The organism is Actinoplanes lobatus (assembly GCF_014205215.1).
In the GTDB taxonomy this organism is placed as follows: Bacteria; Actinomycetota; Actinomycetes; order Mycobacteriales; family Micromonosporaceae; genus Actinoplanes; species Actinoplanes lobatus.
The window spans coordinates 5,650,009-5,676,418 of sequence record NZ_JACHNC010000001.1 but is presented as its reverse complement, the minus strand read 5'-3'; the positions used below and the strand labels follow the sequence as shown (position 1 = coordinate 5,676,418).

The 26,410-nt window shown below is 70.6% G+C and carries 26 protein-coding genes; 15 read left to right on the top strand and 11 right to left on the bottom strand.

What is annotated here, in order from left to right; translation table 11 throughout:
- Positions 1–34 precede the first annotated feature (34 nt).
- Genes BJ964_RS25990 through BJ964_RS25980 form a run of 3 tightly spaced genes read left to right on the top strand, consistent with a single transcriptional unit; the run spans position 35 to position 2,544 of the window.
- Entirely contained in the window at positions 35–1,234 is a 1,200-nt protein-coding gene (locus BJ964_RS25990) for an MFS transporter (RefSeq protein ID WP_188123120.1), read from the top strand.
- A 9-nt stretch (positions 1,235–1,243) separates the two neighbouring features.
- The gene (locus BJ964_RS25985) at positions 1,244–1,591 is read left to right on the top strand and encodes a DUF488 domain-containing protein (protein ID WP_188123119.1); all 348 of its coding nucleotides are present in this window, start codon (positions 1,244–1,246) and stop codon (positions 1,589–1,591) included.
- A 2-nt stretch (positions 1,592–1,593) separates the two neighbouring features.
- A complete protein-coding gene (locus BJ964_RS25980; RefSeq protein ID WP_188123118.1) occupies positions 1,594–2,544 on the top strand; it encodes a dipeptidase in 951 nt (316 codons plus the stop codon).
- A 49-nt stretch (positions 2,545–2,593) separates the two neighbouring features.
- Here BJ964_RS25980 and BJ964_RS25975 read toward each other — a convergent pair whose 3' ends face one another.
- Positions 2,594–3,331, bottom strand: a complete 738-nt coding sequence (locus BJ964_RS25975) for a GNAT family N-acetyltransferase (protein ID WP_188123117.1) — start codon at positions 3,329–3,331, stop codon at positions 2,594–2,596.
- 72 nt (positions 3,332–3,403) lie between these two features.
- Between BJ964_RS25975 and BJ964_RS25970 the strand changes: the two genes are divergently transcribed.
- On the top strand, positions 3,404–4,612 hold the full coding sequence (locus BJ964_RS25970; RefSeq protein WP_188123116.1) for a putative acyl-CoA thioester hydrolase: 1,209 nt from the start codon (positions 3,404–3,406) through the stop codon (positions 4,610–4,612).
- Here BJ964_RS25970 and BJ964_RS25965 read toward each other — a convergent pair.
- A complete protein-coding gene (locus tag BJ964_RS25965) occupies positions 4,605–4,778 on the bottom strand; it encodes a hypothetical protein (RefSeq protein ID WP_188123115.1) in 174 nt (57 codons plus the stop codon). The genes BJ964_RS25970 and BJ964_RS25965 overlap by 8 nt on opposite strands.
- A gap of 15 nt (positions 4,779–4,793) precedes the next feature.
- The gene (locus BJ964_RS25960) at positions 4,794–4,952 is read right to left on the bottom strand and encodes a hypothetical protein (protein WP_188127579.1); all 159 of its coding nucleotides are present in this window, start codon (positions 4,950–4,952) and stop codon (positions 4,794–4,796) included.
- A 22-nt stretch (positions 4,953–4,974) separates the two neighbouring features.
- Between BJ964_RS25960 and BJ964_RS25955 the strand changes: the two genes are divergently transcribed.
- From BJ964_RS25955 to BJ964_RS25935, 5 genes are all read left to right on the top strand, one after another.
- Positions 4,975–5,601 carry a TetR/AcrR family transcriptional regulator gene (locus tag BJ964_RS25955; RefSeq protein ID WP_188123114.1) on the top strand — a complete coding sequence of 209 codons (627 nt, stop codon included), beginning with the start codon at positions 4,975–4,977 and terminating at the stop codon, positions 5,599–5,601.
- An 85-nt stretch (positions 5,602–5,686) separates the two neighbouring features.
- The gene (locus BJ964_RS25950) at positions 5,687–6,451 is read left to right on the top strand and encodes a 3-hydroxyacyl-CoA dehydrogenase (protein ID WP_188123113.1); all 765 of its coding nucleotides are present in this window, start codon (positions 5,687–5,689) and stop codon (positions 6,449–6,451) included.
- The gene (locus tag BJ964_RS25945) at positions 6,448–7,434 is read left to right on the top strand and encodes an NAD(P)H-dependent flavin oxidoreductase (protein WP_188123112.1); all 987 of its coding nucleotides are present in this window, start codon (positions 6,448–6,450) and stop codon (positions 7,432–7,434) included. Before BJ964_RS25950 ends, BJ964_RS25945 begins: the two co-directional genes overlap by 4 nt.
- A complete protein-coding gene (locus BJ964_RS25940) occupies positions 7,434–8,198 on the top strand; it encodes an enoyl-CoA hydratase (RefSeq protein WP_188123111.1) in 765 nt (254 codons plus the stop codon). Before BJ964_RS25945 ends, BJ964_RS25940 begins: the two co-directional genes overlap by 1 nt.
- 218 nt (positions 8,199–8,416) lie before the next feature.
- Entirely contained in the window at positions 8,417–9,772 is a 1,356-nt protein-coding gene (locus BJ964_RS25935; protein WP_188123110.1) for a BNR repeat-containing protein, read from the top strand.
- A gap of 54 nt (positions 9,773–9,826) precedes the next feature.
- Here BJ964_RS25935 and BJ964_RS25930 read toward each other — a convergent pair whose 3' ends face one another.
- The gene (locus tag BJ964_RS25930) at positions 9,827–11,026 is read right to left on the bottom strand and encodes a cytochrome P450 (protein WP_188123109.1); all 1,200 of its coding nucleotides are present in this window, start codon (positions 11,024–11,026) and stop codon (positions 9,827–9,829) included.
- Between the two features lie 380 nt (positions 11,027–11,406).
- On the opposite strand from BJ964_RS25930, the gene BJ964_RS25925 reads away from it, so the two are divergent.
- A complete protein-coding gene (locus BJ964_RS25925) occupies positions 11,407–12,519 on the top strand; it encodes a glycosyltransferase family 39 protein (RefSeq protein ID WP_188123108.1) in 1,113 nt (370 codons plus the stop codon).
- 628 nt (positions 12,520–13,147) lie between these two features.
- Here the strand turns inward: BJ964_RS25925 and BJ964_RS25920 are convergent.
- From BJ964_RS25920 to BJ964_RS25900, 5 genes are all read right to left on the bottom strand, one after another.
- Positions 13,148–13,594 (bottom strand): lamin tail domain-containing protein, encoded by a 447-nt coding sequence (locus tag BJ964_RS25920; RefSeq protein WP_188123107.1) that lies wholly within the window; start codon positions 13,592–13,594, stop codon positions 13,148–13,150.
- A gap of 484 nt (positions 13,595–14,078) precedes the next feature.
- Positions 14,079–16,766 carry a rifamycin-inactivating phosphotransferase gene (gene rph / locus BJ964_RS25915; RefSeq protein WP_188123106.1) on the bottom strand — a complete coding sequence of 896 codons (2,688 nt, stop codon included), beginning with the start codon at positions 16,764–16,766 and terminating at the stop codon, positions 14,079–14,081.
- A 57-nt stretch (positions 16,767–16,823) separates the two neighbouring features.
- On the bottom strand, positions 16,824–17,231 hold the full coding sequence (locus BJ964_RS25910; RefSeq protein WP_188123105.1) for a DUF6114 domain-containing protein: 408 nt from the start codon (positions 17,229–17,231) through the stop codon (positions 16,824–16,826).
- A 2-nt stretch (positions 17,232–17,233) separates the two neighbouring features.
- Positions 17,234–17,836 (bottom strand): DUF6230 family protein, encoded by a 603-nt coding sequence (locus BJ964_RS25905; protein WP_188123104.1) that lies wholly within the window; start codon positions 17,834–17,836, stop codon positions 17,234–17,236.
- Between the two features lie 116 nt (positions 17,837–17,952).
- Positions 17,953–18,684: a TetR/AcrR family transcriptional regulator gene (locus BJ964_RS25900; protein ID WP_188123103.1), complete on the bottom strand. Its 732-nt coding sequence runs from the start codon at positions 18,682–18,684 to the stop codon at positions 17,953–17,955.
- Between the two features lie 142 nt (positions 18,685–18,826).
- On the opposite strand from BJ964_RS25900, the gene BJ964_RS25895 reads away from it, so the two are divergent.
- Both BJ964_RS25895 and BJ964_RS25890 read left to right on the top strand, forming a co-directional pair.
- Positions 18,827–19,729, top strand: coding sequence for a hypothetical protein (locus BJ964_RS25895; RefSeq protein WP_188123102.1), 903 nt, complete (start codon positions 18,827–18,829; stop codon positions 19,727–19,729).
- Positions 19,730–19,748: 19 nt separating this feature from the next.
- Positions 19,749–20,408, top strand: a complete 660-nt coding sequence (locus BJ964_RS25890) for a Tat pathway signal sequence domain protein (protein WP_188123101.1) — start codon at positions 19,749–19,751, stop codon at positions 20,406–20,408.
- Here the strand turns inward: BJ964_RS25890 and BJ964_RS25885 are convergent.
- A complete protein-coding gene (locus BJ964_RS25885; RefSeq protein WP_188123100.1) occupies positions 20,401–21,081 on the bottom strand; it encodes a TetR/AcrR family transcriptional regulator in 681 nt (226 codons plus the stop codon). The genes BJ964_RS25890 and BJ964_RS25885 overlap by 8 nt on opposite strands.
- A 100-nt stretch (positions 21,082–21,181) precedes the next feature.
- On the opposite strand from BJ964_RS25885, the gene BJ964_RS25880 reads away from it, so the two are divergent.
- From BJ964_RS25880 to BJ964_RS25870, 3 genes are read left to right on the top strand one after another with little or no spacing between them, the layout of a single operon-like run.
- A complete protein-coding gene (locus BJ964_RS25880; RefSeq protein WP_188123099.1) occupies positions 21,182–22,117 on the top strand; it encodes a hydroxymethylglutaryl-CoA lyase in 936 nt (311 codons plus the stop codon).
- Entirely contained in the window at positions 22,114–23,685 is a 1,572-nt protein-coding gene (locus tag BJ964_RS25875) for a carboxyl transferase domain-containing protein (protein WP_188123098.1), read from the top strand. Before BJ964_RS25880 ends, BJ964_RS25875 begins: the two co-directional genes overlap by 4 nt.
- Positions 23,686–23,690: 5 nt before the next feature.
- Positions 23,691–25,655 (top strand): acetyl/propionyl/methylcrotonyl-CoA carboxylase subunit alpha, encoded by a 1,965-nt coding sequence (locus tag BJ964_RS25870; RefSeq protein WP_188123097.1) that lies wholly within the window; start codon positions 23,691–23,693, stop codon positions 25,653–25,655.
- On the opposite strand, the gene BJ964_RS25865 is transcribed toward BJ964_RS25870, so the two are convergent.
- Entirely contained in the window at positions 25,652–26,086 is a 435-nt protein-coding gene (locus BJ964_RS25865; RefSeq protein WP_188123096.1) for a VOC family protein, read from the bottom strand. The two genes, BJ964_RS25870 and BJ964_RS25865, sit on opposite strands and share 4 nt — an antisense overlap.
- Positions 26,087–26,410 lie beyond the last annotated feature (324 nt).

Below are 26,410 nucleotides of genomic sequence, written 5' to 3'. Positions count from 1 at the left end.
TACCCATCGGGGTCGATCGAGCAAAGATCGACGGATGTGGACCACCGGATTCACCCGTTACTTCGTCGCCCGGGCCGTCTCCGTCTTCGGCGACGCGATGCTCACGGTGGCGGCCGCGCTGGCGGTCGGGCGGATCCACGGCGCCACCGGGGTCGGGCTGGTGCTCGCCGCCTGGATGCTGCCGATGCTCGGGTCCATCCTGTTCGGCGGGGTGTTCGCGGACCGGTTCGGCGCCCGGCCGCTGATGCTCGGCGCCGACCTGGTGCGGATCGTCGCCCAGAGCGTCGTCGCGGTCGCCTTCTTCACCGGCACCCCGTCGCTGGGCCTGCTGATCGCCTGCGCGGCGGTCAGCGGCGCGGCCGCCGCGATGTTCCAGCCCGGCGTCAACAGCATCGTGCCACTCGTCGCGAGCGATCCCCACAAGGCCAATGCCGTCATCCGTACGGCGGTCGCGATCGCCGAGATGCTCGGCCCCGCCGCCGCGGGCCTGATCTTCGCGTTCCTCGGGCCCGGTCCGGTGTACGCGGTGGACGCCGCGACCTTCGCGATCAGCGCCCTCTGCCTGGCCGGCCTGCGACTGGGCGAGGTCCCGCGCACCTCGTCGTCGACGATCCGCGACCTGAGGGAGGGCTGGCACGGGTTCCGCGCCCGGCGGTGGATCTGGTCGGTGGTCCTGGTCTGGATCGTCTACGGCATCTTCCTGTTCGGCCCGCTCATCCCGCTCGGCGCCACCCTGGTCAGCGAGGATCTGGGCGCCACCGCGTACGGCTGGATGCACTCCGCCCTCGGCGCCGGAACCGTCTGCGGCGGCATCCTGGCCCTCCGGCTGCGGCCCGCCCGCCCGCTCGCCGCCGGAGCCGTGGCGATGTTCGCCTTCGTGCTGCTGCCACTGGCCATCGCCCTGCACGCGAATCTGCCGCTGCTGCTGGCCGCGGCCGCGGTCAACGGCCTGGTCTGGGCGTTCTGGTCGGTCCAGTGGCAGACCAGCGTGCAGACCCAGGTACCGCCGGACATGCTGAACCGGATGACGTCGTACGAGGTGCTCGGCTCGACCGGCAGCCTCCCGATCGGTCAGGCGCTCGCCGGGCCGGTCGCCGCGGTCGTCGGCGCGGAACTGGTTCTCGGCTCGTCGGTGCTGGTCGGCGTCCTCGGGTGCGCCGCCCTGCTGCTCATCCCGGCGGTCCGCGAGCTGGGCCGCGCCCCCGCACCGGAACCGGCGCGGGCCCGGACATAACATGCGGAAATGGCCTTCCAGATCAAGCGGGTGCAGGACGATCCCGATCCGGGCGACGGCTACCGGATCCTGGTGGACCGGCTCTGGCCGCGCGGCGTCTCCAAGGAGCGCGCGGCCCTCGGCGAGTGGGCCAAGGACGCCGCGCCGAGCACCGGGCTGCGGCAGTGGTTCCACCAGCACACCGGCGAGTTCGCCGAGTTCACCCGGCGCTACCGGGCCGAGCTCGACGCCAACCCGGAGGCCGTCGCGGCGCTGCGCCGCACGGAGCACGAGCGCGGCACGGTGACCCTGCTCTACAGCGTCCGCGACACCGTGCACAATCATGCCCTCGTGCTCGCCGACTATCTGGGGTCCTGAACGTGTCACTGCTCTGGGAACAGCACTGCTGCCTGCCGCTGACGTCCGAGGCCGACCTCGGTGAGCTGGACCGCTACCGCCGTCCGGGCGGCAGCTACGTCTCGGTCAACGTGGGGTACGCCCCGCACGGCTACGACGAGGTCATCGCGCTGCTGGCGGACTGGCGGCCGCGGATCGAGGCCGACGAGCGGTTCGTGCTCGCCGCCGGGCTCGCCGACCTGGACACGGCCCGCGACACCGGACGGGTGGCGGTCGCCTTCGACCTGGAGGACTCGGGCCCGCTCGACGGGCGGCTGGACCGGGTACGGGAGTTCTACGACCTGGGCGTACGGACCATGCTGCCGTCCTACAACAACCGCAACGCGGCCGGCGGCGGGTGCCTGGACGAGACCGACGAGGGGCTGACCGCGTACGGCCGGGATCTGATCCGTGAGATGAACGCGGTCGGCATGGTGGCCGACGGCTCGCACTGCGGCGCCCGTACCGCCCTCGACATCAGCGACGTCACCACCAAGCCGATGATCTACAGCCACTCCTGCATGCGGGCGCTGTGGGACCACCCGCGCAACATCACCGACGAGCAGGCACGGGCGTGCGCGGCCACCGGCGGCGTCGTCGGGATCACCGGCATCGGCATCTTCCTGGGCCCGAACGACGCGTCGGTGGAGGCTTTCGTTCGGCACGTCGACTACGCGGTCGAGCTGGTCGGGCCGGAGCACGTCGGCCTGTCGACGGACTTCTCGTTCGACTTCGAGGACGCCAACGCGGCGATCCGCGACAACCCGGAGCTGTTCCCCGACTGGTTCACCCGCTGGGGCCCGATCAACTTCACCCCGCCGGAGGGACTGTTCGCGGTGGAGGCCGCGCTGCGCGACCGCGGCTACCCGGCCGACGCGGTGGCGGCCATCCTGGGCGGCAACTTCCGCCGCGTCGCCGCCCAGTGCTGGACCTAGCGCCTGTTTCGGAAGGGATGACTGGGCTGTCCCCCTTCCGAAACAGGCGCTAGAAGAAGTTCCAGTAGCGGTACTCGGTCACGATGTGGAAGCCCATGTCCTGGTAGATGGACAGTCCGGCGGGCGTGGCCTGGAGGACGGCGGTGCCCGCCCCGGGGACGGCCCGCACGGCGTGCGCGGTGACGGCCCGGCCGAACCCGTGGCGGCGCTGCTCCGGGCGTACCCCGACGAAGTAGACGCCGACCGTGTCGGCGTGCTGGACGCTGACGCTGACCGCGACCACCCGCCCGGCGTGGCGCCCGAGATGGAACCGGAACGCCGGGTCGTCGAAGGCGCGCGGGCTCACGAGCGGCCCCAGAACCGCCGGATCCAGCCCGTAGGACGCCCCGGCGCAGTCGATGAACTCGCGCAGGTCGTCCAGGCCGGCCGCGTCCGAGGTCTCCAGACCGTCGACGGGGTCGTCGAGCGGCCCGGCCGGACGGTTGAGCACCGGGTACCGCGGCTGCATCGGGACGCCGTGCCGGGCGGCGAAGGCGTCCGCGGCCGGCGACTCCCGCTCGGCGTAGAGCCGCCAGGGCAGCCCGTGCCCGGCGAAGTACTTCCCGGCCCGGTCGAGGGCCGCCTCCTGCCCGTCGCCCGGATCGAGGTGCAACTGGTTCCACGAACCACCCGGGAGCCCGGCCCGGACCAGCAGCCCACCGGGGATCTCCAGGCTTTCGCCACCGCACACGCGGGCCAGATGCCGCCAGAACGAACGGTGGTTGACGTGCGACGCATCCCAAGACATCGGTCGATTCTCTGGCATCGACAGACTTCGACAGTATGATCCTCCGGGAAAGCGCATTCCTGGAGGTTGATGATGGGTTTAGCAGCAGTTCTCGCCGCCGTGACGCTGGCACTTCCACTGACCGCGCAGGTCCCGCCGGGCACCACCGCCCGGCCGGTCCTGTCGGCGGCCGAGGCGGCCCCGTTCACGGCCGCGAACTATCTGGGCTTCTCCGGCACGTACGCCGCGCCGGTGGCCGACCCCTGGCGGCCGCACCCGATCCGGACCCCGCGCCACCCCGATCTCGTCGTCGGCGGGCACGGCTTCGCGACCGTGCAGGACGCCGTCGACGCCGCCTACCGGACCGGCGGCGAGAAGCGGCTCTGGATCGCGGTGCGGCCGGGCACGTACACCGGCACGGTCTTCATCCCGGCCGGCACTCCCCCGCTGACCATCTACGGCGCCGGGCGGGCCGAGGACGTACGCCTGGAGTTCACCATCGACGCCACGGTCACCCCGGCGCAGTGGGCCGCCCAGGTCAACCCCGACGGCCGGTACGCCGAGGGCGACCCGGCCTGGCCCATGTACCAGTCGTGCGCCACGAAGACCAGCGCCACGGCCGGGCTGTGCGCCACGGTCGTCTGGGCGCAGAGCACCGACCTCCAGCTGAAGAACCTGACGGTCACGAACACGCTGCTGGACACCGTGGACCGGGGCACCCATCAGGCGCTGGCGCTGCGCACCGACGCGGACCGCACCCAACTGGAGGGGCTGCGCCTGATCAGCCGCCAGGACACCCTGATGACCAACGCCGACGACGTGCTCCGGATCGCCCGGGTGTCGGTGCGCGACACCTACGTCGAGGGTGACACCGACTTCGTCTTCGGCCGGGCCGCCGCTGTCTTCACGAACTGCACGTTCCGCCTGGTGTCCAGCCGCAAGCCGTCCGGTGGCGTGATCTTCGCACCGAACACGGCGCCGGCCTACCCGTACGGATTCCTGGTGACCCGTTCCCGGATCGTGGCCGACGACGGCTACGCGGCCGCGCCGACCGGCCGCCTGGGCCGGGCCTGGGACCAGGGCGCCGGCGCCACCGGCTACCTGCCCGGCATCACCGCGAACGGCCAGCTGGTGATCCGCGACAGCCTCCTGGGCGCGGGCTTCGACACGGCGGCCCCGTGGGCGCCGGCCGCGACCACGGCCCGCCCCTTCTCCGCGTCGATCGAGGAGGGACGGGACCTGAACGACGTGTACCACAACCGGCTGTGGGAGCACGCCGACCACGGGCCGGGCGTCAGCTGATCAGGGCGAGCAGCCGCGGGTCGCTGGGCCAGGTGCAGCGCTCGACCTCCTCCTCGGTGCAGGTCAGCAGGGCGACGGTGACGTGGGTGTCGCTGCGCACGAGGACCCGCCACGTCCCGCCGCTGTCCTGCCATCGGGTCAGCACCTGTACGGCCTCGGAATCCATGCCCCCATCATCTCGTCACCCGGTGCGCAGGGTGGTGGCGGTACGGGTCCGTGCCGCCCACCCGGCCGGCAGCATCGCGCCGAGGACCGCGATGACCAGCCCGCCCAGCCCGAACAGCAGCAGTTCGCCCGGGCGGTAGACGTGCGGCCTGGTCGAGCGTTCGTGAGCGGTCAACTCTGACCGCTATTGTCGGCGGATGACGACGACACCCGCCCAGAGCCGGCCCCGGGCGGACCGGACCCGCGAGTCCCGGTCCCGGATCCTGGACGCCGCGGTCACCTGCCTGCTGCGGGACGGGTATGCGCGAACCAGCACCATCTCCATCCAGGCCGAGGCCGGGATGTCGCGGGGCCGGATGCTGCACCAGTTCCGGTCGAAGGAGGAGCTGCTGGTCGCGGCGGCGCACCACATCATCGAGGCGCAGCTGGCCGAGCCGGTGCCGGGGCCGTGGACCGAGCGGATCGCCGAGGCGACCGGCCCGGGCGAGCGGATCGCCGTGGTGGTGGACTGCCTCTGGGCGACGTTCCGGGAGCCGAGTTTCTGGGCGGCCACCGAGCTGTGGGTGGCGTCGCGGACCGAACCGGCGCTGGCCGGGGCGATCCGGCCGGCGGAGAAGCGCCTGGGCCGGGCCATCTGGGCGCGGATGGACCAGCTGTTCGGCCCCGACCTGGTGGGCCGGCCTCTCTACCTGCCGGTACGCCCGGTGCTGTTCACCAGCATGCGGGGCACGGCGCTCAGTTACGCCTTCGACGCCCGCGATCCGGCGTCCGAACCGCTGCTGGAGCACTGGAAGGAGATCGCCCGGCACGCGCTGCTCAGTTGAAGGCCATAAACAGACAGCCTTGACTGTTTCTGTCCGATGGGGTGAGACTCTGACGGTCCGGCAATGCTGCCTGAAGGAGTCTTTCGTGAGACTGTCCCAGCACGACGTCGCCCTCGTCACCGGCGGCGCATCCGGTCTCGGCCTAGCCACCGTGCAGGCCCTCGCCGCCGAGGGCGCCCGGGTGGTGATCGTCGATCTACCCTCCTCCGACGGCAAGGACGTCGCCGAGCATCTCGGCGGCGCGGCCCGGTTCAGCCCCGGCGACGTCACCAGCGAGGAATCCGTGACGGCCGCTCTCGACATCGCCGCCGAACTGGGCGACCTGCGGGTGGTGGTGAACTGTGCCGGCATCGGCACGGCCGCCCGGGTCCTCGGCAAGAACGGACCGTTTCCGCTGGACGTCTTCCGTCGTACCGTCGAAGTGAATCTGATCGGCAGTTTCAACGTGATCCGGTTGGCCGCCGAACGCATCGCGGCCACCGAGCCGGTGGACGGCGAGCGTGGCGTCATCGTGAACACCGCGTCGGTGGCGGCGTTCGACGGGCAGATCGGCCAGGCGGCGTATTCGGCCTCGAAGGGCGGCGTGGCGGCGATGACCCTGCCGATCGCGCGGGAGCTGGCGAAGCCGCTGATCCGGGTGGTCACCATCGCGCCCGGCCTGTTCGAGACGCCGATGCTGGCCGGCCTGCCGGACGAGGCCCGCGCCTCGCTCGGCGCGCAGGTGCCGCACCCGGCCCGGCTCGGTAAGCCGTCCGAGTTCGCCGACCTGGCCGTGAGCATCGTGCGCAACCCGATGCTGAACGGCGAGACGATCCGGCTGGACGGCGCGATCCGGATGGCTCCGCGATGACCGGGCCGCTGAGCACCCGGTTCACCGAGGTCTTCGGCGTCCGGCACCCGATCGTGCAGGGCGGCATGCAGTGGGTGGGCCGCGCCGAACTGGCCGCGGCGGTCTCCTCGGCCGGCGGCCTCGGCATGATCACCGCGCTGACCCAGCCCACCCCGAAGGACCTGGCCACCGAGATCGAGCGCTGCCGGAAGCTCACCGACCAGCCGTTCGGCGTGAACCTGACGATCCTGCCGACGATCACCCCACCGCCGTACGACGAGTACCGCCGGGTGATCGTCGACTCCGGCGTCACCATCGTGGAGACGGCCGGGTCCAATCCGGAGCCGCACATGGCGATGTTCCGCGAGCACGGCGTGCGGATCATCCACAAGTGCACGAGCGTCCGGCACGCGCTGAAGGCCGAGAAGGTCGGCGTGGACGCGGTCAGCATCGACGGTTTCGAGTGCGCCGGGCATCCGGGCGAGGACGACATCCCCGGCCTCGTGCTGATCCCGGCGGCCACCGCCCGGCTGGGCATCCCGGTGCTCGCCTCCGGTGGGTTCGCCGACGGGCGCGGCCTGGTGGCGGCGCTGGCACTGGGCGCGGACGGCATCAACATGGGCACCCGGTTCATGTGCACCGCCGAGTCGCCCATCCACGAGAGCGTCAAGCAGGCCATCGTGGCCGGTGACGAGCGCGGCACCGAGCTGATCTTCCGGCAGTTGCGCAACACGGCCCGGGTCGCCGGCAACACGGTCAGCCGGGAGGTCGTCGAGATCCTGCGCGGCGGCGGCACGTTCCCGGACATCGCCCAACTGGTCGCCGGATCGCGTGGCCGGAAAGTGTTCGAGGACGGCGATCTGGACGCCGGGATCTGGTCGGTCGGCATGGCCCAGGGGCTGATCGACGACGTGCCCACCTGCGCCGAGCTGCTCGACCGGATCGTCGGCGAGGCGGTCGACATCATCGAGAACCGGCTGCGCACCCGTACGGCGGTGGCGTGATGACGTTCATCGACTGCCATCGCGACGGGCCTGTCCTGCGGATCACCCTGAACCGGCCGCACGTGCTCAACGCCGTCACCGAGGGCGTGCTCGACGATCTGGCCGAGCTGATCACCGAGGCCGGCGACGATCCGGACGTACGCGTGCTGGTGCTCTCCGGCGCGGGCCGCGCCTTCAGCTCCGGGGCCGATCTGACGGTCGGCGACTTCTCCTCGCCGGCCGGCACGGTCGAGGCCGCGAACCGGGTGATCCGCGCCATCCGCGCCGTGCCCCGCCCGGTCGTCGCCGCGGTGCACGGCCCGGCCGCCGGCGTGGGCTGCTCGATCGCCCTGGCCTGCGACCTGGTGCTGACCTCGACGTCGGCGTTCTTCCAGCTGGCGTTCGTCAACGTGGGCCTCATGCCGGACGGCGGCGCGACCCTGCTGGTGCCGGCGAACATCGGCCGCGCCCGCGCCATGAGCCTGGCCCTGCTCGGCGAACGGCTGCCCGCCACGACCGCCGCGCAGTGGGGCCTGGTCTACCGCGTCGTCGAACCCGAGCAGCTCCGGCCGGCTCTCGACGAGCTGACCACCCGGCTGTCGCGGGCCGCGCCGCTGGCCCTCGCCGAGACCAAACGCGCGGTCAACGCGGCCACGCTCGGCGATCTGGAGGACAGCCTGGCCCGCGAGCTGACCGGCCAGTCGGCGCTGCTGGAGAGCGCCGACTTCCACGCGGCGGTCACCGCTTTCGCGGAGAAACGCACGCCCGACTTCGTCGGTCGCTGAGAGAGACCACGCACGCGGGCGGGTCAAACCCAGAAGAGCGCCGGTGTACGGGGTGGGCACGCCCAACCGCAGGCCGATTCCCCTCTTCGCGGGCCGCGAACGGCGCCCTCAGATTACCGAAACCGATAGAAACATTCGCAGCTTGACGGCCCCGAAATAGCGGCTTAACGTTCGCGCCACCGCTCGTTCCATTCACCCCCGTCCCCCTGCGAGGCATGATGAAACGATTCACACTGGCTGCTCTGGTAGCGATACCGGCCGTCATGCTGGCCGCGCTCCCCGCCGCGGCCGCCGCCCCGACCGTCACCCAGACGTCGACCACGGTGCTGACCACGAGTGGCCGCACCGCGCTCACCTACACCGGCTACATGAACGGCGAGTCGTTCCAGCAGGACGGCATCGTCACCTACCAGGGTTGGCAGTACTCCGCCTTCTGGGATCAGAGCGGCTATGTGAACCTGTCCCGCCGTCAGGTGCCGTCCGGGACCTGGTCGAATCTGCGGCTCACCGACTACGTCACCACGTCGACCGATTCGCACAACACGATCAGCATCGGGATCGCGCCGTCGGACGGGACGATCCACCTGGCGTTCGACACGCATTCGTCGCAGTTCCGCTATCGCAAGTCGGTGGCCGGGCTGGCCACCGCCGCTTCGTGGTCGACCGCGAGTTTCGGTGCCGTGCAGACGAAACTGACCAGCACCAGCATGGACGTGGTCACCTATCCGCAGTTCTTCGCCCACCCGGACGGGACCCTGCAACTGGCGATCCGGACCGGGTACAGCGGCACCGGCGACGAGGTGCTCTACGAGTACAAGTCCGGGGCGTGGAGCTACATCGGCGAGTTCATCGACGGGACGACCGCGGGGAACAACGCCTACCTGTTCGGCATCGAGTGCGACAACTACGACCCGGCGGCGCCGCTGCTGCACGTCACGTGGACGGTGCGGGAGACGTCGAACGCGAGCACCAACCACGACCTGTACTACGCGTACAGCAAGGACAAGGGCCGCACCTGGCGCAACAACGCGGGCACCGTCATCGCCACCACCGGCAGCACGCCACTGGCCTCGAACGCCGCCGGGCTGAAAGTGTGGGCCATCGATCAAAACCGGGGGCTGATCAACCAGGAGTCGCAGGTCGTCGACGCGGCCGGCATCGTGCACGTGCTCGCCTCGCACCTGCCCGCCTCGGCCGCGAGCAACACCGACTTCACAGCCGCGCGGGAATCCGCCGTACTCGTTCACTATTGGCGGGACAAGGCCAGCAAGGTGTGGCACCAGACCTACACGCCGTTCCTGGAACGGTCCGCCCGCGGTGACATCGCGGTCGACGCCAAGGACAACCTCTACGTCGTCAGCGGTGACTCCTCGACCCGGAAACTGCACATCCAGACCGCGTCGAAGGCGTCCGGCTGGACCGACTGGGTGATCCGCTACACGTCGTCGGCCGTCTACTACTCCGACCCGCTGATCGACCACCAGCGCCTCAAGACGCTCGGCACGCTCAGCTTCTTCGCCCCGCGTTACGGCGGCAGTCAGATCGACGTCCAGGACTGGAGTGTCAGCGGCTGAAAGACCTTCAAAACCGGGTTCGGGTACGCGTACCCGAACCCGGTTTTGAATGTGTCAGTGAGCCGGACGGAATCGCAGGCGCAGTTTCGACGGAGCCCTGGTGAACAGGCCCTGGAGCACCGGCGCGGCGGCGAGCTCGATGTCCTCCATGGCGTCGAGCAGGTCGTTCGCGGCGATCTCGACCTCGGTTTTGGCGAGCATCGCGCCGACGCAGAAATGGCGGCCCAGCGAGAATCCGGTGTGGTTGGCGGCGGCCGTGTAGGCCTTGGAGAAGTCGAGGTCCGCGCGGGCGACGTCGAACCGGTCGGGGTCGGAGTAGCGGCGCGGATCCCGGTTGGCGGCGGCGATCAGGCAGATCACAGTGGCGCCTTTCGGAACGGTTCCGCCGGACAGTTCGACGTCCTCGGACGGCTGCCGCATGATCATCTGGACCGGCGGCGAGTGTCGCAGCGTCTCGGCGAGCGCGTTGCCGATGAGCGACCGGTCGGCGCGCACCTTCGCCATCTGCCCGGGGTCGCTGACCAGGTTGAGCATCATGTTGGCGAGGGCCTTGTCGGTGGTCTCGCCGCCGGCGACCAGCAGCAGGCTGACGAACGCCTTCACCTCCAGATCGGACATCCGCTCGCCGTCGATCTCCGCGGTACCGAGCAGCGACAGCAGGTCGTCGCGGGGTTCGGCGCGGCGTTCGGCGATGCGCGGCAGCAGGTACGCCTGGAGTTCGTCCCGGGTCCGCAGCCCGTTCGCGGCGACCGTCTCGTCCTGGGTGAGGTTCGACAGGAACGCCATGATCGACGTGTACCAGCGGCGGAACAGCTCGTGGTCGCTCTTCGGCAGGCCGAGCATGTCGACGATGACGTTGATCGGGAAGCGGGTGGTGAACGCGTCGACCAGCTCCACCTCGCCGTCGCCCCGGAAGGCGTCCAGCAGCTCGCGGCTGTTGCGCCGGATCACCGGGACGAACTTCGTGGTCAGCTCGCTGCCCTTGAAGGCCGGGGTGACCAGGCGCCGGTGGATCGAGTGCTCCCGGCCGTCCATCTGCAGGATCGTGCGGCCGTGCACCGGCTCCAGCTGCCAGCCGTAGTTGTCGCTGGTGAACACCGGGTCCTTGAAGGCCCGCTCGACGTCGTCGTAGCGGCTGATGACGTAGGCGTTCATGCCCTCGTGAAAACTGAGCGGATCGGTGTCGCGCAGCGCCGCCCAGACCGGAGCCGGGTCGGCCAGGCATTCGGGGGACAGGATGTCGGTGACGGTCATCGGAGCCCTCTCGCCGATGCGAATTCTGACTAACTTTTTCGTAGCCGACCAATCGAGGCCGGTCAACCCGATGTCGCCCACGCGACGGCGCTCCGGCACGGCTCGGCTACGCTCCCGTCGCGCCACGTATAACCTGGCTGCGGTAACCTGGCGCAGCGATCTATGTCAATGCGGTCAAAATTGGTATTGGGAGCGCTCCCGAACCGTCCTGAAAGGCTGTTCCCATTTCCGACGCCACCACGACCCGCCCAGACACGGCAGCGGACGAGACCGGCCCGGCCGAACCCTCCGATCGGCTCACCCGGCTCCGGACCGCGGCCCGCCACGCGGCCCCCGCGATCTACCTCTACCTGCTGCTGCGCACGATCAGCCTCTGGGTCATGCACATTCTGGCGTCCCACGCCGCGGTCCGGTCCCCGGGCCGGCAGGTCTTCCCGGACGGGTCGATCAACAACCAGTGGCGAAGCTTCACCTCGATCCTAGACGCGCTGCTCTCCTGGGACGGGCGCTGGTACGCGAAAATCGCAGGTGGCGGACTGGGCGGCCCGGTCGGCGCGGTGGACGCCGACGGCATCCCGTACGAGATGCGCCTGGTCTTCTTCCCGCTCTACCCGTGGCTGGCCCGCCCGCTGACCTTCCTGGGCATCTCCCCCGAGGTCGCCTGCCTGATCGTCTCGTTCGTCTCGGCGATCGCGGCCGCCTGGGGCCTGTACGCCATCGGCCGTCACGTCCGCGACCACCGCACCGGCGTCATGCTGGCCGCCGTCTGGGCCGTGGTGCCCGCCGCCATGACCCAGAACGGCGCCTACACCGAATCGCTGTTCACCGCATTGGCCGCCTGGGCGCTCTACGCCGTACTCAAGGAACGCTGGCTGATCGCCGGTGCGCTCGCCTGTGCCGCCGGGCTGAGCCGTCCCACCGCCGCCGTGCTGATCGGCACCGTGGGCCTGGCCGCGCTGGTAGCCGCATTCTCCCGGCGCGGCGGCTGGCGCCCCTACGCGGCCATGGCCCTGGCCCCGGCCGGGCTGCTCGGCTACATCGCCTACGCCTCGGCCAAGCTCGGCGGTTACGAACGTTACTTCAGCATTCACGAGAACACGTTCGGCGCGCGCTGGGACTATTTCGAGAACACCTGGAACATGTCCACCGACATCCTCATCGGCGTGGACGACGACAACTCCCAGAAGCCCATCCGGGTCCTGTCCCTGCTGATCCTGGCCGGTTTCATCCTGCTGCTGGCCCTGCTGGTCAGCCGGGCCCCGTGGCAGCTCACCGTCTTCGCGGCCGTCATGCTCATCATGGCCACCGGCTCCCGCACCCACATGTCGATGGTGGGCCGCCACCTGCTCCCCGCGTTCCCGGTCCTGCTGGTGCCGGCCCTGCTGCTGGCCCGCCTCAGGAACCGGGACCTTGTCATCGTGCTCGGCACCCTGGCCCTGCTGTCCGGCTGGTACGCGGGCTGGCTCCCGTTCATCTCCGGCCAGGCCATCTGACCCCCTTTTCCGGTACGCCTACGTGCGCCACCCGGCGCAGACGGCGATCTCCTGCCTACTCACGCCCCTCGCCGCGCGGGACGCGGGACGCGGGACGCGGGACGCGGGACGCGGGACGCCGGACGCCGGACGCCGGACGCCGGACGCCGGACGCCGGACGCCGGACGCCGGACGCTCTTGAACGATTTACCACCGTTTCGAGTCTTCTTCTTGGGTATTTCGCGGTTCTACATCAAGCGCCCGGTCGGGTGAATCGCCGAATGGGGGCGCCGTCCGCCGTGCTAGGCGGAAATGCGGCTTTCGTCGGAAGCCGGCGCCCGTTTTGCCCGCTTTTCATGCCGACGTTGTGCGATCTTGAACGACTTGCCACCCGCAACGGTGGTAAATCGTTCAAGATTGCTTCGGTGACGCGTCCCGCTGGCGAGGGATTGCGGATTCGGCCGTAGGCAGCCGAGAAGAAGACTCTTTCGGGTGGCAAATCGCTCAAGATCGCACAACGTCGGCAGAAAAGCGGGCGAAACGGGCACCTGTTTCCGGCACAAACCGAAACAGGCAACCACCCCGCGCCGACTGGGCGGAACAGCCCTGCCGGGAACGGGACGGCGTCACTCGTACCGGAAAGTGGTTTTCAGCAGGCGACGCGGGTGCGGCCCGACTTGTTGCCCCACTTGCAGGTGTCGTGGGTCTTGCCGGCCTTGGTGCGCAGCGTGGCGGTGTCGCCGGTGTTGTTCCAGACGTAGTTTCCGGAGCCCCAGTACAGGTGGGTCTTCGTGTTCGTGCCCTTGCCGGTGTGCAGGTAGACCTTGCCGCCGTTCGCGGCGATGGTCACGTTGCCGAAGGTGTACGTCTTGGACTTGTCAACAATTGACCAGCCGGACAGGTTGACGGCCTTGCTGCTCGTGTTGACGAGAGCAATCCACTCAGCATTGAGGGACGTGTTGGAGCGGGTGTCCTTGCCTGGGGAGTCGTACTGCGTGGAGTGGAATCGCAGGGCGGGTGCGGCGGCCTGGGCCGGAGTGGTACTGACCAGGGTGGCGGCGACCGCGATGACGGCCCCCAGGATGGTACGGCGCATGAAAGCTTTATCTCCTCGTGTCCGAGACGGAAGACCGCATTCTTGCGCGCTCACCGGTGGAGCGGCGACGGACGCCGGGTCCGCCGATCGACCACTTTTCCGCGCCGAAAGCCGGCGGACGCCGTAAATCAGCGGATGCCGCAAGTCAGCGAACGGCGAAACCAGCGAACGCCGAACGCCGGCAGACACCACAGATCAACAGACGCCGCACGCCAGCGGACGCCGCACGCCAGCGGACGCCGCACGCCAGCGGACGCCGCACGCCAGCGGACGCCGCACGCCAGCGGACGCCGCACGCCAGCGAGCGGCGCACGTCAACGAGCGGCGCACGCCAACGAGCGGCGCACGCCAACGAGCGGCGCACGCCAACGAGCGGCGCACGCCAACGAGCGGCGCACGCCAACGAGCGGCGCACGCCAACGAGCGGCGCACGCCAACGAGCGGCGCACGCCAACGAGCGGCGCACGCCAACGGATGCCGGGAGTCAGAGGATCTCGACGTAGCCGGCGGTTCCGTGCACGCGGATGCGCTGACCGTCTTTGATCAGGGTGGTGGCGTTCTCCACGCCGACGACCGCGGGCAGGCCGTATTCCCGGGCGATCACCGCGCCGTGGGTCATCAGCCCGCCTACCTCGGTGACCAGGCCGCTCACCGTGACGAAAGCCGGTGTCCAACTCGGGTCGGTGAACGGGGTGACCAGGATGTCGCCGGGCGCCAGGTCGGCGTCGGCCAGGTCGTGCAGGACGCGGGCCCGGCCCTCGACGGTTCCGGCCGAGACGGCCAGCCCGGCCAGCGCCCCGGGCGGCAGGTCGGCACGCCGGTAGACCCCGGTGACGATCTCGCCGTCCGAGGTGAGGACCCGTGGCGGGGTGAGCGCCTGATACGTCCGGAACGCGTCCCGCCGGTCACGGATGAGCCGGGCGTCGGCGTGCTTCGTCCGTACGATGTCGTGAAGTTCGTCAATGTTGACGAAATAGATGTCGTCAACATTGACGAGGACTCCGGCATCGACCAGACGTCGAGCCTCCTCCAGAAGCGCCAGTTTGTAGATGAAATAGCGGCTGACCAGGTGATACTTCGGGTATTCGCGGTAGCCGATGAAAGTGCGGACCCGGTCGATCATCCGTTTCGTCTCGGCGGCCTTCGCCTCCCCGTCCGGGAGTTCCCGCAGCCGGGCGAGCACCTCCCGCTCCTTGCGGGCGGCCTCCCGCAGGCCCTGTTCGACGCGGCGGGCGTGGGCACCGGGTTCGGCGTTGCGAATGTTGCTGAGGATCATCGGCACGATCGCGAGGGGGTGTTCACTCCACCGCGGCCGCGTGATGTCGATCTCGCCGACGCAGCGCATGCCGTACTCGTCGAGAAAGCCCTGGATCGCGGCGCGCGCCGGCTCCGGGAGCCGGTCCAGGAAGGCGTCGTCCCCGGCCCGCGACAAAAGATCGACGACTTCGGGGTACGGGCGGAGCGCGTCCGCGACGTCCAGGAGCGCCATCCCCATCTCGGAGGTGACGTTGCCGGGGGCGGACAGGCTGAGCGTGTCGGCGGCGCTCTTCTCCCCCAGCCAGGCCTCCAGGTTCTCGTTGAGCCACCAGGTGCCGTCCATCCCGGCCATGATCGCCTGCATGTTCCGGGGTTCGAAGAGGGTCCGCCGGATGCCCCGGATGTCGGCGATGACGAAGTCGATCAGCTCCGGCCCGGACAGCCCCGCGATGTCCTGTTCGAGCGCCGCCAACTCGGCCTGCCGCAGCCGGATCAGGTCGGCGACGATCGCCGGGTCGGTCTCGATGGGTTCCGGCCGGTCCAGGCCCGGGGTGCGCGGGACCTCCTCCGGCGGCGGCGGTAGGAAGCCCTCGCGGTCGAGGACGGCCCGCAGCGCGTCGCCGATCAGCGGATCCGACCTGGTCAGGGCCTCGGCCAGGGCCGCGCCGACGGCCGGTGACGCGAGCCGGCTGGTCACGTCGACGAACAGGCGGCCGCCCGCGTCGACCATCGGGCCGGGCGAGGTCAGCTTCCACACCGACAGGCCGAGCGGGGCGATCGCCTCGGTCATCATCTGCTGGTGGCCGACCGAGACGTACACGTGATTGTCGTCGTCGGTGGTCTCCGGGACGGGGAAGAGCGTGGTGATCGGCCGGCTCTGCACGATCGCGAACCCGTCGGCGTCCAGGCACCACTCGATGTCCTGCGGGCCGCCGAAATGGGCCTCGATCCGCCGGCCGAGGTCCGCGAGACGTAGCACCTCGTCGTCGGTGAGGACCGGCGGCGCCCCCAGCGACGACCCGGCCTCGCGATGGTCGGAGCCGTCGGAGCCGTCCGGACCGTCCGGGCCGCCGGGGCTGTCGGGACCGCCGGGGCTGTCAGGGCTGTCAGGGCTGTCAGGGCTGGCGGGGCTGGCGGGGCTGGCGGGGCTGTCAGGGCTGGCGGGGCTGGCGGGGCTGTCAGGGCTGGCGGGGCTGGCGGGGCTGTCAGGGCTGGCGGGGCTGTCAGCGATCGCCCGGGCCGTGACCGCGCCGTCGCGTACCCGGTAGACGTCCGCGTTCACCTGGCCGGAGACCAGCGCCTCACCGAGGCCGGGGGCCGCGTCGATGGAGGTGACCTTCCGGTCGCCGGTGACCGGATCGGCGGTGAACATGATCCCGGCGGCCCGCGGGGCGACCATCTCCTGGACGACGACGGCCATCCGCACCGTACGGTGGTCGATGCCGTTGCGCAGCCGGTAGGCGACGGCCCGCTCGGCGAAGAGCGAGGCCCAGCAGCGGCGTACGTGCTCCGGCACCGCCCCGGCCGCGACGTTCAGGTAGGTGTCGTGCTGCCCGGCGAAGGAGGCCGCCGCCGAGTCCTCGCCGGTCGCGCTGGACCGTACGGCGTAGTCGGTGTCGGCCCGCAGCGGCAGGCTGATCTCCGGCGGCAGCGGGATCGACTCGACGGCGTGGCGCAGTTCCGCGCTGAGCACGCGGATCGTCTCCCGGTCGTCCGCCGCGACCGCGGACAGCCGGTCGAGCCGGTCTGCGATCTCGGGGGCGATCAGGTCGTACGCCTCGGTGGTCACGACGAACCCGGACGGCACCCGGAGGCCGCCGATCCGGCCCAGTTCGCCGAGGTTGGCGCCCTTGCCCCCGGCGAGGGCAGTCGCCGTCCGGCCGATCTCCGTCAACGTCACGATGTAGCGGTTCACCAGGCGATTCTGGCCGATCACCCGGGCCTTGCGGCAAGCCCCGGTCAAAGCGATACGTTAGAGAGGGGAGGCGCTCTCCTCGATGGTTTCAGGGGTCCAGGCGAAGGCGAGCGCGCCGCCGATCAGGGTGAGCAGCAGGCCGATGACGAAGCCGCCCATGTTGGACGTGATCCATGAGGCGAGGGCGCCGACGACGCAGATCAGCGAGTAGAAGAGGCGCTGGGCCGGGTTGAACCAGAGCAGCAGGCCGCACAGGACGAGCACGACCGGGATCAGGTAGCCGATGAAGCCCTGCATGCCGACGTGCAGGACGACGCCGAGCGGGGCCCAGACGGTGAACAGGATCTCCACGCCGCCAAGCAGGACGAACAGGCCGGCCCAGAACGGGCGGGCGTGCCGCCACACGCCCCAGGCCCGCCAGGCGCGGGCGCCTGGCGAGACCCGGGTGTCATCGAGGTCCGGCATGCTCAGCAGCCGTCCGAGGTGAAGGCCATCCGCAGGTTGGGCAGGTAGAACGTGGCCGCGGTGGTGGCGTAGTTGTTCTGCCGCAGGTTGGTGAGGGTCACCTCTTCGGCCTGCTGGCCGAAGACCCCGATCGCGCCCTTCTTGCCGGGCACCCGGTCCAGGGTGCTGGCGTCCTGGCCGATGTCGATGGTCTTGAAGGTGGCGTTCGCGGTGATCACGTCGGAGTCGACGACGAGGGTGTCGGCGGTGACCTTGTTGGTGGGGCTGCCAGCGGTGATCTTGAGGTTGATGCCGCCGAGGGCGATGCTCTGGCACAGGCCGTCGAGCTCGGCGTCGCGGATGGCGGAGACGATGACGAGCACCTGGCCGCCGGTGTCACCCTCGTTGGGGCTGCCCGGCGCCATGTTGTCGATCTCGGCGTACTGGGCGAAGCCGTACCCGTGCAGTTTGGGCGAGGTGACGGTGAACGGCATGCCGGAGATGGAGAAGGAGGCCGCGAGCACCCCCTCGCCGGTGAGCAGGATCAGGCCGGCGGTGGCCGCGAGGCCGCCGAGCAGCATCGCGGTGAACCGGCGCCAGCGGGTCCGGCCGTATGTGGAGGACATGCACTCTCCCTGCGGAAAGACGCTGTGTGGGCACTGCGGATGCCGCACATTGGCGCTACTCGATGGATTTCGGCGAAGTTACGCCCCGGTAACCAGAGCCGTCAAGACTCATTCGGTCAGTGAAAAACCTCGTCGGTATCTGACGTGGCGCACGGGGCCACCACCCGCTCCCCCACCGGGGGCGCCGCCAGCTCGGCGGCGGCGCCGTCGCGGCCCAGGAACGGGGCCATCATGAAGTAGCCGAGCATCGGCAGCAGGCCGGGCAGATCCGCGACCCGGCCGCCGGCGACGTGCCGGTAGATGGTCGCGTAGACGCCGCCGACCACGGTCTCGACCAGGCCGTCCGGGACCGGCGGGGCGTCGGCGAAGAAGCGCGCGAACCGGCCCAGCAGCTCGGCCCGCTCCCGGCGCGCCAGGGGACCGGCCGCGTCGATCTCCACGATCGCCATGGTGGCGAACGCCGGGACGCTGGCCAGCACGTCGAGCAGCACCTTCAGCGCGGCGCGGGCACCGGTGCGCCAGTCGCCGGCCGCCGCGTACGAGGAGTCCATCAGCGACAGCAGCACTCCGGTGCCGTGCCGGTACGTGTCGAGGAACGCGTCTTCCTTGCCGGCGAACAGCGCGTAGAACGCCGGCCTGGTCACCCCGGCCGCCGTGCAGATGTCGCTGACCCGCGCGTTCGCGTAGCCCTTCTCGGCGACCGTGTGCACGAGCGCGTCGTACAGCCGCTCGCGCTGCCGGGCGGCCACCGCCTCGGGCGTCATGGACCGTGGACCGCGCTTGATGGCCCGGGCCGGGTCACGTCCGGGCCGGGCGCCGGGAAGCGGGCTGACCACCGCATCGGTCATCGACATCCCCCAATGTCTTGACATCGGATACCGCGCAGGTTTCTCATACCGAAAGGTACGGACCTCGATGGTTGTCTTCAATCCCCGGAACGCTGCGGAAACGGCCGGGCCACGTCCTTCGACGAAAAAGAAGGGTGGCGCCATGCCCGCGTCACGGCTCAGCTCGGTCCTCGCCTCGATCGCCGCCACGGTTCTGGTCCTCAGTGTCCCGTCCCCGGTACGCGCCGACCCGGGCGGCGCCTACACCGGTCTCGGCGAGTGCCCGCTCGCCGCCGCGACCATGAAGGATCCGGCGAATCTCCAGGTCGGATGCGTCCACTCGCTCACCAACGGGGGCAGCATCACGATCGGCTCCACCACGGTGACCTTCGAGGACCCGATCACCGTCCAGTTCGGCATCTACTGGCCGGCGAGCGCGCCGGTCCGCGAGTTCCCGGACGGCAGCGCCGCCAACGTCTACTCGACCGTCCCCGCGGCCGGTGGCAAGACTTTGATCGCCAAGCCGCTCCAGGTCACCCTGCCCGGCATCGCCAACCTGATCCCGGGCGTGACCAGTGTCTTCGCCCAGGTCGAGCTGGCCGGGCCGATCACCGAGTTCGTCCCGCTGGCCACCGGCACCAACACCCCGGTCTTCACGCTGCCGGTCAAGCTGCGCCTGCGCAACGCGCTCTTCGGCGGCCACTGCTACATCGGCTCGGACGCCACCCCGATCCGGTTCCGGCCGACGACCGGCACCACCAGCCCGCCGGCGCCCAACGGGCCGGTCACCGGCGACCCGGGCACCCTGAACATCGTCCCCGACCCGAACGGCTTCCAGACCCTCGGCGCCGGCTTCACCGGCGCGACCCTGGTCGACAACGCGTACGCCGTACCGAAGGCGAACGGCTGCGGCCTCATCCCGGGAAGCCTCGACGCCATCATCAACCTGGCCTTCGGCCTGCCGTCGGCGGCCGGGAAGAACGCCGTCGTGTTCAGCGCCAACGACACGGCCCTCGCACTGTCCCCCAGTTTGGACGACCTGACCCAGGCACTAGCCGCCTCCTGATAGAGAAGGGTGCACCCCCATGCACAGCAAGCGCATCATCGTCGCCGCACTGACCGGCGTACTCGTCCCGCTACTGGCCACCGCCGCACCGGCGCTGGCCGACGACGACGCCGTGCTCACCGCCGGCGCCCCGGCCGGCACCGCGGTCGCCGTCGGTGACACCATCGCGTCCGGCCTCGCCACCGGCACCCAGGCGGTCTTCGCCACCGCCGCGGCCGGCGCGAACGGCATGAAGTGCAACACCTCCAGCCTCAGCGCGGTGGTCAACGACAACCCCGCCGCGCCCGGGGCGGCCGCGCTCGGCGCCACCCTCGGACTCGCCAACTGCACCGTCACCGGGGTGATCGGGGTCCTCGGTGTCAACAGCGTGGCGATCAACAACCAGCCCTACGCCACCACGGTCGCCAGCGACGGCACGGTCACGGTCAGCGGCACCGACACCGCGCCGATCTCCGCCACCCTCGTGCTGCGCACCCTGCTCGGCACGGTGACCTGCGTCTTCACGGCCAACAACAACAGCATCACCGGTACGGCGGACAACGCCGACAACTCGATCACCTTCACCGACCAGCAGTTCAACAAGTCCACCGGACCGGCCGCCTGCGTGGCGAACGGCTACTTCACCGCGAAGTACACCCCGGTCGTCGACTCGGCAGGATCGCCGGTCTTCGTCAACTGACGGCCGCCGGCAGCCGCCCGGGCGCCCGCTGGACGGTCGCGATCGCGTGTGCGATCCGGTCGTCCAGCGCGGCGCCCTGCTCCGTGGAGCCGGCCAGCCCGCCGAGGATCTCCCGGGCGAACCGGCTCGCGATCTCCTCCACCGACTGGGTGCCGTCCGGCTGATACCACGTCCACGCGTAGTTGCACATGCCGAAGATGTGGAACGCCGTCATCCGGGGGTCGCTGGTGTGCAGCACCCCCCGCCGGGCCCCGTCGGCCAGGATGTCCACCACGATCTGGGTGTAGCCGACCCGCTGCTGGCGCACGAAGTCGTTGAGCTCGCCCTCGAAGTAGCGGATCAGCTCCCGCAGGCAGGCCAGGCTCGCCGCCCGGTCGTCGCGGTGCGCCGCCAGCAACGCGTAGATCATCGCCACGAGCCGGCCCACCGGGTCGTCCAGCTCGGCGAGAATGAACTCCGCCTCGGCGAACCGCCGGCCGAAATACGCCTCGTGCAGCTCTCCGAGCAGCGCCTCTTTGCTGCGGAAGTGATGAACGATGGTGCCCTTGCTCAGACCCAGCTCGGCGGCGATGTCCCCGAGGCTGGTGTCGGCGTATCCACGCCGTGCCACGTGCTCGGCGAACACCCGCAGGATGGCGTCACGGGAGCTGGCACGTGCGGGCCGGACGGTCACCCGCCCACTATACGAAGATCCCTCCGGCGGCCGCTAGACGCTTGTTGACCGTACGTGCGGTCAGTTAAGGTCCGAACGAGCAACCCCAGGAGGTATCGCCGTGACCGCTTACGGCGTCACACCGTTGTCCGGGCTGCCGGCCCGCGTCACGATCTGCGAGGTCGGGCCCCGCGACGGACTGCAGAACGAGGCCCGTCCGCTGCCGGTCGAGGTCAAGGCCGAGTTCATCGAACGGCTCGTCGACGCCGGTCACACCGTGGTCGAGACGACCAGCTTCGTCCACCCGCGATGGGTTCCCCAGCTGGCCGACGCCGAGGAACTGCTCGGCCGGCTGACGTTCGCCGACGGCGTCCGCTACCCGGTGCTGGTGCCCAACGAGCGCGGCCTGGACCGGGCGCTCGCCCTCGGGGTCCGCGACATCGCGGTGTTCGCCAGTGCCACCGAGACGTTCGCCCGGCGCAACCTGAACCGCACCGTCGACGAGTCGCTGACCATGTTCGCGCCGGTCGTAGAGCGTGCCCGTCGTGAGGAAGTGCGCGTCCGCGCGTACCTCTCGATGTGTTTCGGTGATCCCTGGGAGGGTGAGGTGCCCGCGCAGCGGGTGGTCGACGTGGCGAAACGCCTGATGGCGATGGGGTGCACCGAGCTCAGCCTGGGCGACACCATCGGCGTGGCCACTCCCGGCCGGGTCGCCGCGCTGCTCGGCGCGCTGACCGCCGCCGGCATCGGCATCGAGACCGTCGCGGTGCACTTCCACGACACGTACGGGCAGGCGCTCGCCAACACCCTGACCGCCCTCCAGCACGGGGTCACGATCGTGGACGCGTCGGCGGGCGGGCTCGGCGGCTGCCCGTACGCGAAGAGCGCCACCGGCAACCTGGCCACCGAGGACCTGCTCTGGCAACTCGCCGGGCTCGGCATCGAAACCGGCGTCGACCTGCGCAAACTGATCGACACGAGCGTCTGGATGGCGGAGCTCCTGGGCCGCCCCAGCTCATCACGAACCGTGACCGCACTTGCTGAGGAGAACCGATGACCGCACATCCGGTCCTGGGCACACGCGTGGACCCGGGCGGTGACCAGTTCACCCGCAACGCCGAGGCGCACCGCGCGCTGGTCGCCGACCTGAACGCGGAACTCGCGACGGCCCGGCTCGGCGGACCGGAGAAGTCCCGCGCCCGGCACGTGGAACGCGGCAAACTGCTGCCCCGCGACCGTGTCGACACCCTCGTCGACCCGTCGTCGCCGTTCCTGGAGCTCTCCCCGCTCGCCGCGCACGGCCTCTACGACGGGCAGGCGCCGGCCGCCGGGATGGTCACCGGGATCGGCCGGGTCGCCGGGCGCGAGTGCGTGATCGTGGCCAACGACGCCACGGTCAAGGGCGGCACCTACTACCCGATGACCGTGAAGAAGCACCTGCGCGCCCAGGAGGTGGCGCTGCACAACCGGCTGCCCTGCATCTACCTGGTCGACTCCGGCGGCGCGTTCCTGCCCAAGCAGGACGAGGTGTTCCCGGACCGCGACCACTTCGGGCGGATCTTCTACAACCAGGCGCAGCTGTCGGCGCGGCGGATCCCGCAGATCGCGGCGGTGCTGGGCTCGTGCACGGCCGGTGGGGCGTACGTGCCGGCCATGTCCGACGAGGCGGTCATCGTCCGCGACCAGGGCACCATCTTCCTGGGCGGGCCGCCGCTGGTGAAGGCGGCCACCGGCGAGATCGTCACGGCCGAGGAGCTGGGTGGCGGTGACGTGCACGCCCGTACCTCCGGGGTGGTCGACCACCTGGCCGACGACGACGCCGACGCGCTGCGGATCGTCCGGTCCATCGTGTCCACGTTCGGCCCGCGGCCGCCCGCGCCGTGGCAGCGGATACCGGTCGAGGAGCCGGCCGTCGACCCGGCCGACCTGTACGGAGCGGTGCCCACCGACCCGCGGATCCCCTACGACGTGCGGGAGGTCATCGCCCGGATCGTCGACGGCTCCCGGTTCGGCGAGTTCAAACCGGACTACGGGACCACGCTGGTCACCGGGTTCGCGCACATCCACGGCCACCCGGTCGGGATCGTCGCCAACAACGGGGTGCTGTTCTCCGAGTCGGCCATGAAGGGCGCGCACTTCATCGAACTGTGCGACCAGCGCGGCATCCCGCTGGTGTTCCTCCAGAACATCACCGGGTTCATGGTGGGCCGCGAGTACGAGGCGGGCGGCATCGCCAAACACGGGGCGAAGCTGGTCACCGCGGTCGCCACCACCCGGGTCCCGAAGCTGACCGTGGTGATCGGCGGCTCGTTCGGGGCCGGGAACTACGCCATGTGCGGCCGCGCCTACTCGCCCCGGTTCCTGTTCATGTGGCCCAACGCGCGGATCTCGGTGATGGGCGGTGAACAGGCCGCCCTCGTGCTGGGGACGGTCGGGTCCGGCAACGACCCGGACGCCATCCGCGCCCAGTACGAGTCACAGGGCCACCCCTACTACTCGACCGCGCGGCTCTGGGACGACGGGGTCATCGACCCGGCCGACACCCGTACCGTCCTCGGTCTCTCCCTGTCCGTCGCCGCCAACGCGCCCCTCGCCGAACCGGCGTTCGGCGTCTTCCGGATGTGAGCGCCATGTTCTCCACCGTCCTCGTCGCCAACCGCGGTGAGATCGCCGTCCGCGTCATCCGCACGCTGCGGCGCCTCGGAATCCGCTCGGTCGCCGTCCACTCCGACGCCGACTCCGGCGCGCCGCACGTCACGGCCGCTGACATCGCGGTCCGCATCGGCCCGGCCGCGGCCGCTTCGTCGTACCTCTCGATCGAGGCCATCGTCGCGGCGGCCCGGAACGCGGGCGCCGAGGCCGTCCACCCGGGCTATGGCTTCCTGTCCGAGAACACCGCCTTCGCGGCCGCGTGCGAGGCCGCCGGCCTGGTCTTCATCGGACCGCCGGCCATGGCGATCGACGCGATGGGCGACAAGATTCGCGCCAAGCAGACCGTGGCGAAGGCCGGCGTGCCGGTCGTCCCCGGATCCGAGGGCATCGGCCTGTCCGACGGGGAGCTGACCGCGGCGGTCACCGGGATCGGCTATCCGGTGCTGCTCAAACCGTCGGCCGGCGGCGGCGGCAAGGGCATGCGCGAGGTGCACCGGGCCGAGGACCTGGCCGCCGCGATCGCGAGTGCCCGGCGGGAGGCGCGTGGCTCGTTCGGCGACGACACGCTGCTTGTCGAACGGCTCGTCACCACGCCCCGGCACATCGAGATCCAGGTGCTCGCCGACCGGCACGGCAACGTCACCCACCTCGGCGAACGCGAGTGCTCACTGCAACGCCGCCACCAGAAGATCGTCGAGGAGGCGCCGTCGCCGCTGCTCAGCGACGAGCAGCGGCAGGCCATGGGCGCGGCCGCCTGCGACGCGGCCCGTGCCTGCGGGTACGTGGGCGCCGGCACCGTGGAGTTCATCGTCGCCGGTGACCGGCCCGACCACTGGTACTTCATGGAGATGAACACCCGGCTCCAGGTCGAACATCCGGTCACCGAGGAGGTGTACGGCGTCGACCTGGTCGAGGCGCAACTGCGCGTCGCGGCGGGCGAGGTGGCGCCGTGGCCGGCCGCACCGAGACCGCGCGGGCATGCGATCGAGGTTCGGGTGTACGCCGAGGACCCGGCCACCGGATTCCTGCCGACCGGTGGGCGGATCCTGGCGCTGCGCGAACCCACCGGCGTCCGGGTCGACTCCGGCGTGACCGAGGGCGGCGTCGTCGGCTCCGACTACGACCCGATGCTTTCCAAGATCATTTCGTACGGGGCGGACCGCGCCGAGGCACTGCACCGGCTCGACGCCGCCCTCGCCGGGACGGTGCTGCTCGGGCTCGGCACCAACATCGGGTTCCTGCGGGCGCTGCTCGCCGACCCCGACGTGCGGGCCGGGAACCTCGACACCGGGCTCGTCGGCCGCCGGCTCGACACGCTCACCGGCCAGGACCTGCCGTCCGACGTGCTCGGCGCCGCCGTCGGACTGGCCCTGCTCGACCTGGAACCGGCCACACCCGCCCTGGCCGACCCGTTCGACATCCCCGGCGGGTGGCGGCTCGGCGACCGGGCCTGGACCACCCGGCGGATCAGCGCGGCCGGGCACGAGCCGGTCGCCATCCGGTACCGGGGACGGGCCGCCGACGCCGAGATCAGCATCGACGGCGGGCCGCCGGTAGCGATCGCCACCCGGGCCGACGGACGGCACACGCAGGACGGGGTGACCCGCACCTACGCGTACGCCCGGGACGCGGCCGGGGTGCTGTGGATCGGACGTGACGGGCAGGCCTGGGCGCTGCACGACCACGAGGCGCTGGACGCTTCGGCGGACGGGACCGCCGGAGCGGGTGGCCCGATCCTGTCACCCATGCCCGGAACCGTCACCGTCGTCGCCGTCAGCGAGGGCGACCGGGTCACCGCCGGGCAGACCGTCGCCGTCGTCGAGGCCATGAAGATGGAACACGCCCTCACCGCCCCGGTCGACGGCACGGTCACCGAACTGCGTGCCCGGGCCGGCGCGACCGTCGCCAAAGACGCCGTCCTCCTGGTGATCGAGGCGGATTAGTCCAGACAGAACTCGTTGCCCTCGACGTCCCGCATGGCGATGCACGACTCGTTCTCGCCGTCGGCGTACAGGGTGTAGTCGTACGTGGCGCCGAGCGCGACCAGCCGGTCGCGCTCGGCCTCCAGGGTGGCCAGGCGCTCGTCGCCCACCAGTCCGGTGCCGGCCCGCACATCCAGGTGCACCCGGTTCTTGACAGCCTTCCCCTCCGGGACGCGCTGGAAATACAGGCGCGGGCCCACCCCGTTCGGGTCGCTGCACGCGAACCAGGCGCCGCGCTTCTCCTCCGGGCGCGACTGCCAGTAGGCGTCCCAGGTGCCGAAACCGCCGGGTGGTGATGGTGGCTCATAACCGAGCACCTCGCACCAGAAACGGGCGACCCGCTCGGGATCCGCACAGTCGAAAGTGACCTGGAACTGCCTCACTGATGCCATTCGATCACCATAGGGCCCGGCGCCGGGCGCCTTTGTGGTCGAGGTCCGCGTTTCGCTTCCAGCTCTTTCCTCTTGTACGCGCGTCGTCGTCCCGCCTTTGTCAGCGCCGTCCCGTCCGCCCGGCCCCTCTCGCTGCCCGCTCCAGCCTGTGCCGCCCCCGCCGGGCGGAGATCGGTGGGACACCCCCGCATGTGCCGCCGCTCACTCCGAGTGGGTGGTTGCGGTCGTGCTCGCCAGGCATCCTGGGCGCTGCTCCCGGCCGTCCCGCCGCTCGCGCCGGGTGGGTGGTGGCGCTCAGTGCCGGTCGCGCCACGGGAAACCCGC